This window comes from Geodermatophilus chilensis (assembly GCF_002802985.1).
In the GTDB taxonomy this organism is placed as follows: Bacteria; Actinomycetota; Actinomycetes; order Mycobacteriales; family Geodermatophilaceae; genus Geodermatophilus; species Geodermatophilus chilensis.
The window spans coordinates 1-5,925 of sequence record NZ_NVPT01000241.1 but is presented as its reverse complement, the minus strand read 5'-3'; the positions used below and the strand labels follow the sequence as shown (position 1 = coordinate 5,925).

The window sequence follows — 5,925 nt, the reverse complement described above, 5'->3', positions numbered from 1 at the left end:
GGCCGGCGCGCCAGTGCTGGAGGTGCCGGACACGGGGGAGCTCCGCACGGACCTGATCGGCGTCCTGACCGAGGTGGTGGAGCTGTTCGGCGGCCCCTCGGGGCGGGCCATCCGCAGCCTGCTCGGCGCCGTCACCGACGACCCGGTGTTGCAGGAGGGCTGCCGCCGCCTGCCCCTGGCCAACTGGGACGCCGCCTGGGAGGCCGTCGTCACGCGCGCGGCGGAGCGCGGCGAGGTCCCCGCCGGCGCCGGGCCGTCGGTCGCCGCGGAGGTCGGCCCGGCGGTGCTCGCGCTGCGCTGGCTGGTCACCGGACGGCCGCTGGACGAGGCGGTGGTGGCCGAGCTGGTCGACCGCGTCGTGATGCCGCTGCTGCGGCGCCCGTAGCGCGGGAGGACCGCAGCAGCGATGCTGTGGGCCGACCCCCGGGGTGCGCGGGGCAGCGGGCGGGAGACGGCGTGAACCTGGAGAAGGTCGTCTTCGGGTTCTTCGTCCTGCTCGCCGCGACGCTGAACTTCGGGTTCTTCATCGGTGACATCGACGACCCGGTGCTGCACAACCGCTTCGAGCTGTTCGCGGCGGTCGTCGTCAACCTGATCGCCACCGTGCTGAAGTTCGGCGACCGTACGCAGATCGGGGCGGTGCACCTGGCCACCAGCCTGGTCGCCGACCTCCAGCTCATCAGCGCCGCGCTCGTCTTCGGCTATGCCGTCTACGTCTCCACCGCAGGCCTCACCCCCGGCACGATGGCGAGCATCGTGTCGCTCTCCGGCGGCGCGCTGCTGGCCAACCTCGTCTCGGTCGTCCTGCTGGTCGTGGAGACGGTGTCCTTCCACCGCGGGTGACCGGGAGGCCGCCATGAGCAACCCCCTGCTGACGTTCTGGGCGCACCGGAACCGGCGCGAGGAGGAGGAGCGGCGGGCCCGTCGCGCCCGGTTGCTGGCGGCCGCAGCGTCGGCCAACCGGGCCTCCGCGACGATCTTCCTGATCCTGCGACGCATGCGGGCGCCGCTGATCGTGCTGATCGTCATCTTCTCGATCAGCGTGCTGGGCCTGGCCCTCATCCCCGGTCAGGACGCCGAGGGGCGGCCCTGGGACATGGGGTTCTTCGACGCCATCTACGTCATGAGCTACACCGCGACGACGATCGGCTTCGGCGAGATCCCGTACCCGTTCACCTACAACCAGCGGATGTGGCTGACCATCTCGATCTACCTCACGGTGGTCGGCTGGGCCTACGCGATCGGCTCGCTGCTCGGCCTGGTGCAGGACCGGGCGTTCCGCTCGGCGCTGGCGCTGCAGCGCTTCACCCGCAAGGTCGCCCGGCTGTCCGAGCCGTTCGTCCTGATCGCCGGCTACGGCCGCGCCGGTGAGCTGCTCGGACACTCGATGGACGCCCTCGGCCGCCGGGTCGTCGTCCTCGACCGGGACGCGGAGCGGATCGACGAGCTGGAGCTCGAGTCGTACCACGGCGACGTCCCCGGGCTGGCCGCCGACGCCCGGGACCCCGGGCACCTCGGGGTCGCGGGCCTCGACCACCCCTGCTGCGAGGCGGTCGTGGCGCTCACCGACGACGACGAGGCCAACCTCGCCGTCGTCATGACGACCGCCCTGCTGCGCCCCGACCTCCGCGTGATCGCGCGCGCGACGACCCACGTCATCGCCGAGCGGATGCGGGTGTTCGGCGCGCCCAGCGTGGTCAACCCCTTCGACCTGTTCGGTGACCACGTGCGGCTGGCGCTGCGGGCGCCGGCGTCCTACCAGCTGCTGACCTGGCTGGAGAGCGGGCCCGGGGCCGCGCTGCCCGCGCGGGGCGCGCCGCCGCGCAGCGGCCGCTGGGTGATCTGCGGGTACGGCCGGCTCGGCCGGGAGCTCACCGCCGACCTGCGGGCCGAGGGCATCGACGTGACCGTCATCGACCCGAGCCCGCACGACGACGTGGACGACGTCGTCGTGGCCGGCGGCTACGAGTCCGGTGTGCTGGCGGCGGTGGGGCTCGAGGAGGCCGTGGGTTTCGTCGCCGGCACGGACAACGACATCACGAACCTCTCGCTGGTGGAGACCGCACGCCGGACGAACCCGGCCCTGTTCCTCGCCGCTCGCCAGAATCGGCCGTCGAGCGCGCCGCTGTTCGCCGCGATGGAGCTCGACGCGCTGCTCGTCCCGACCGAGGAGGTCGCGCACGAGGTGTACGCGCAGCTCTCGACGCCGCTGCTCTGGCGCTTCCTGCGTGAGATGCCGGCGCTCGGGGACGCCTGGGCCGCGGACCTGGTCGACCGGCTCACCGACGTGTGCGGGCAGCACCTGCAGGCGCTGTGGAAGGTGCGGCTCAACGAGCGGGAGGCGCCCGCCCTGATGCCCTGGCTGGCCTCCGGGCAGGCGCGGCTGGGGGACCTGCTGCGCAACCCGGAGGACCGCGGCGAGCCCCTCCACGCGGTGCCGCTGCTCCTGCTCCGGCGGGACGATGCCGCCCTGGCGCCGGACCCCGACTGCGTCCTGGCACCCGGGGACGAGCTGCTGCTGGCCGGCTGGCCGGCCGCCCGGCGGGCGCTGGAGATCACCCTCGTCGTCGACGCCGTCCGCGAGTACGTGGTCAGCGGTCGCCGGGTGCCCTCGGGCTGGCTCTGGGGCACGCTCAGCCGCCCGGCGCCGGACGCCGACGAGGAGCGGGTCGGCGCGCGCTCGACCCGGTGACGGTGTGCGCGGATGCGCCGGTCTCCCGAGGAGGACTGCGCATCCGCACACACCGTCCCGGCGCCGGACCCGTCGGCCCGTGCCGTCAAGGCCTCCCCGGTGGGCGCGGCCGGTGCTTCACTGGGGGCACGGGTCGCCCGGCGAGGAGCCGCAGATGGACACGTTGACCGCACCGCACCGCCCCCGGACGGTCCCGGCCGCCGAGCCCTGCGTGGCCGGCGACATCGGCCCCGAGCGCCGGGAGATCGAGTGCGAGCCGCTGGCCGAGCCGGCCCCGGCCGGACCGAGTCCGGCGCCCGCGCCGACACCGGCTGCACCCGCCCCGGCGTGACCGGTCCGGCCGATCCCGGCGCGGACCCGCCGGCGCTGGTCGCGGGCGAGCTGCGGGGCTACCGCCGCTTCTGGCTGGCCGAGGACGGCCTGCGCCCGCCGGTGCACGTCGGCGCCGGCCCGTGGCGCTGGCCGGTCGAGCACGCCCGCTGCGTCGTGGACGAGGAGCACCGGCCGCCGGCGCGCGGCTGTGGCTGTGGCCTCTACGGCTGGTACCACCCCAGCCACACCGGCCTGGGGACCGGCTGGGGCGACGTGACCGCGGTGGTCGCCGCCCGCGGCCGGATCGTCCTGGGCGACACAGGCTTCCGCGCCGCCGCGGCCCGCGTCCAGGCCGTCAGCCTCCCGCGCCGCGCGCGCCTCTCCCGGCGCCGTCGCCGCCGGTGCGAGCGGCTGCTGGCCGACTGCTACCCCGGGGTGCTCGTCTACCGGTCGCGGCGGCGGATGCTGCGCCGGCACCCGCCCGAGGACCTGTCGGCCCTGGGCGTCGCCGTCCGCCCCAGCCGGGCGCCACGCTACCGCTGGACGGCGCTGGCCGTGTGGCTGGCCGGCGTCCTGGTACTGTGCTCGGTCGCCGTGGTCCCGCGCCCGGTGCTGGTCGGGATCCCGCCGGCCGGGTGGCTCGGTGTGCTCGGCTGCTTCGTGCTGTGGCAGGTGGCGCTGGCGTGGCTGGTGTCCCGCGCCTCGCCGCCGCCCGGTCCGGCGCCGCGGTAGGTGCTGACCGTCCAGGGGTCGCCGTCGGCGTCCCGGACGCCGAACCCGTGGGAGCCGTGGTCGGTGTCGCGTAGCTCCTGCGCCACCTCGATCCCGGCCAGGCGGCGTCTACGGTGGCCGGCTCGCCGCTTCGGCGGGAGAGCGGGCTGGGGCGCTGTCGCCGGGGAACGACGGGCGCTGACCGGCAGATCCGACCGGCGCGGTCCGGCCGATCAGCGCCCGCGGTTCCCGGGACCCAGCCGGGCCCGGCGGCGAGCACGTCGAGCGCCGTGGGCCTCAACTCCCGCTGGTGACCTCGAGCTCGACCCGGTCCTGGGGGAAGCACAGGAGTCCGCGGACGGCCTCGGCGTCGTGGAACGGCTCCGGGTAGGTCCACACCAGGTCCTTGTCGTACCGATCGCCCACCCGCAGCGACCAGTAGTGCGCGATCCCCTTGTACGGGCACCGGGTCGTTGTGTAACTCGGCTCGAGCAGATCCGTCCGCACGTCCTCGCGCGGCAGGTACCACCGCACCGGCAGCCCGCTCTCCAGCAGCATCCGCGGTCGGGCCGACTCGGCGACGACCGTGCCGCCGACCGTCACGCGGACGTTCCGGGAGCTGCGGAGCACGTCGATGCGGGTGTAGGGGTCGCGCGGGTGGACGAAGACCTCCTCGTCCTCCTCGAAGACCCTGACCGAGTCCCAGTCGAAGGCGACCCGTCCCGCGATCGCCGCCGCACTGTCCGGGGGCTGCTCCCAGGAGTAGGCGGCGTCCGGCGCGTGGTGCTCGCCGGCCCGCAGGCTCCAGTAGGTGCGCTCGCCCATTCCCGGGTCGGACTTCCGCCGCTCGCTGGGCTCGAAGAGCTCGGTACGCACGTGCTCCCGTGGGAACAGGTAGGTCGGCGTGCGCCCGGGCGGGTGCAGCAGCCGGATCTCGTCGCTGTCGGCGACCGTCGCTTCGCCGAGCAGCACCCGTACCCGGCGCGGGGAACACTCCAGGTAGAGCACGTGGTCCGGAGCGTGCGGGTCGAAGTTGAACCTGCCGGCGGGGCGCTGGCCGAACGGCCCGCTGCCCGTGGTGAGACTCATGCCCGCCCGATTACCCCGTACGGACACCGGACGAGCGGGACCGACCAGGTGAGTGATCTCTCCGCGCAATCAGCGCTGGTGCCCCTGCTCTGCCCGGGAGGCTTGAGGCCCATCCGGTGGGGTAGGTCAGCGCCATGTCGATCGTCAAACGTGCAACCACACGCCCCTCTCTCGCGGTGAACGTCGGTCGGGGCGCGTTGGCCGGTGTGGCCGGCAGCGTCGTCATGACCGCGTTCCAGAAGTTCGTCGAGATGCCGATCTCGGAGCGTGAGGACAGCTACGGTCCGGCGGAACTGGCCCAGAAGCTGCTGCCCGTCAACCCCAGCACCGAGGCGGGGAAGAAGCGGCTGAACTACGCGGTCCACACCGCTCTGGGTGCCATGTGGGGCGCCGCCTACGGCGTCGCTGCTCACAAGGGCCTCCGCGGTCCGCGAGGCGCAGCGGCGACGTTCGGCGCGATCTACACCCAGGACCTGGTCATGATCACGGCGCTCGGACTCGACAAGCCGTGGACCTGGTCGCGCAAGGAGGCCACCATCGACGTCCTCGACAAGGCGGTGGTGATCGCCGCGACCGGAGCGATCTTCGACCGCGTCCTCGGCCCGAACGCCAGGTTGTAACGGCCTGCCCGTCACCGGGCATCACTGGCCTGCCCGACGCAACTGCCGGTCGATCTGCGTATCGGATTGGCGACGACTGGACACCGGACAGAGAGCCATGTTCACCCGGGCGGCGTGTCCGGCACGCAAAGGGCGCCGCCGCAGGCCGGGGCGAAACCCGTGACCGCACCACCCGACGCCTCCTAATCCGGAACGGCGTCCGGGGCCTCGGACCTGGTTCCCGGACCGGGTCCGGCTGGGAGCAGGCGCCCTGGCATGACCAGAACGACCAACGGCACGACGACCCACACCCGCACGATGACAGGAGGACCTCCATGGCCGATCGGTTTGACGTGATCGTCATCGGGATGGGCCCGGGCGGTGAGGTCGCCGCCGGCCAGCTGCTGAAGTCCGGTAAGCGGGTCGGGATCGTCGAGCGGGAGCTGCTCGGCGGGGAGTGCGCCTACTGGGCCTGCATCCCGTCCAAGACGCTGCTGCGCCCGCCGGAGGCCGGGGGCGAGG

Annotated in this window: 8 protein-coding genes; 7 read left to right on the top strand and 1 reads right to left on the bottom strand. The window is 73.9% G+C overall.

Annotated features, from left to right (window positions below; all coding sequences use genetic code 11):
- The 5 genes from CNO22_RS25225 to CNO22_RS25210 all read left to right on the top strand — a co-directional run.
- Nucleotides 1–385, top strand: a 385-nt coding sequence (locus CNO22_RS25225; RefSeq protein ID WP_198588592.1) for a TetR-like C-terminal domain-containing protein, incomplete at its 5' end; no start/stop codon positions are given.
- Nucleotides 386–456: 71 nt separating this feature from the next.
- Nucleotides 457–843 carry a DUF6394 family protein gene (locus tag CNO22_RS25220; protein ID WP_100501995.1) on the top strand — a complete coding sequence of 129 codons (387 nt, stop codon included), beginning with the start codon at nucleotides 457–459 and terminating at the stop codon, nucleotides 841–843.
- A 13-nt stretch (nucleotides 844–856) separates the two neighbouring features.
- On the top strand, nucleotides 857–2,692 hold the full coding sequence (locus CNO22_RS25215; RefSeq protein ID WP_100501993.1) for a potassium channel family protein: 1,836 nt from the start codon (nucleotides 857–859) through the stop codon (nucleotides 2,690–2,692).
- A 154-nt stretch (nucleotides 2,693–2,846) separates the two neighbouring features.
- The gene (locus CNO22_RS27995) at nucleotides 2,847–3,023 is read left to right on the top strand and encodes a hypothetical protein (RefSeq protein ID WP_157937118.1); all 177 of its coding nucleotides are present in this window, start codon (nucleotides 2,847–2,849) and stop codon (nucleotides 3,021–3,023) included.
- Complete coding sequence (locus CNO22_RS25210) at nucleotides 3,020–3,736, top strand: hypothetical protein (protein WP_100501992.1); 717 nt, start codon at nucleotides 3,020–3,022, stop codon at nucleotides 3,734–3,736. The genes CNO22_RS27995 and CNO22_RS25210 overlap by 4 nt, the downstream gene beginning before the upstream one ends.
- 276 nt (nucleotides 3,737–4,012) lie before the next feature.
- Here the strand turns inward: CNO22_RS25210 and CNO22_RS25205 are convergent, their stop codons facing one another.
- Complete coding sequence (locus tag CNO22_RS25205; protein WP_100501990.1) at nucleotides 4,013–4,804, bottom strand: DUF427 domain-containing protein; 792 nt, start codon at nucleotides 4,802–4,804, stop codon at nucleotides 4,013–4,015.
- Between the two features lie 134 nt (nucleotides 4,805–4,938).
- Between CNO22_RS25205 and CNO22_RS25200 the strand changes: the two genes are divergently transcribed.
- Entirely contained in the window at nucleotides 4,939–5,424 is a 486-nt protein-coding gene (locus CNO22_RS25200; protein ID WP_100501989.1) for a hypothetical protein, read from the top strand.
- Nucleotides 5,425–5,738: 314 nt separating this feature from the next.
- The coding region (locus tag CNO22_RS25195; protein WP_198588591.1) for an FAD-dependent oxidoreductase at nucleotides 5,739–5,925 on the top strand (187 nt) is incomplete at its 3' end.

Bases quoted from the DNA above. Each gene is read 5' to 3' on its own strand.
- CNO22_RS25215 (WP_100501993.1), top strand. From the start codon at position 857: ATGAGCAACCCCCTGCTGACGTTCTGGGCGCACCGGAACCGGCGCGAG.
- CNO22_RS27995 (WP_157937118.1), top strand. From the start codon at position 2,847: ATGGACACGTTGACCGCACCGCACCGCCCCCGGACGGTCCCGGCCGCC.
- CNO22_RS25205 (WP_100501990.1), bottom strand. From the start codon at position 4,804: ATGAGTCTCACCACGGGCAGCGGGCCGTTCGGCCAGCGCCCCGCCGGC.
- CNO22_RS25200 (WP_100501989.1), top strand. From the start codon at position 4,939: ATGTCGATCGTCAAACGTGCAACCACACGCCCCTCTCTCGCGGTGAAC.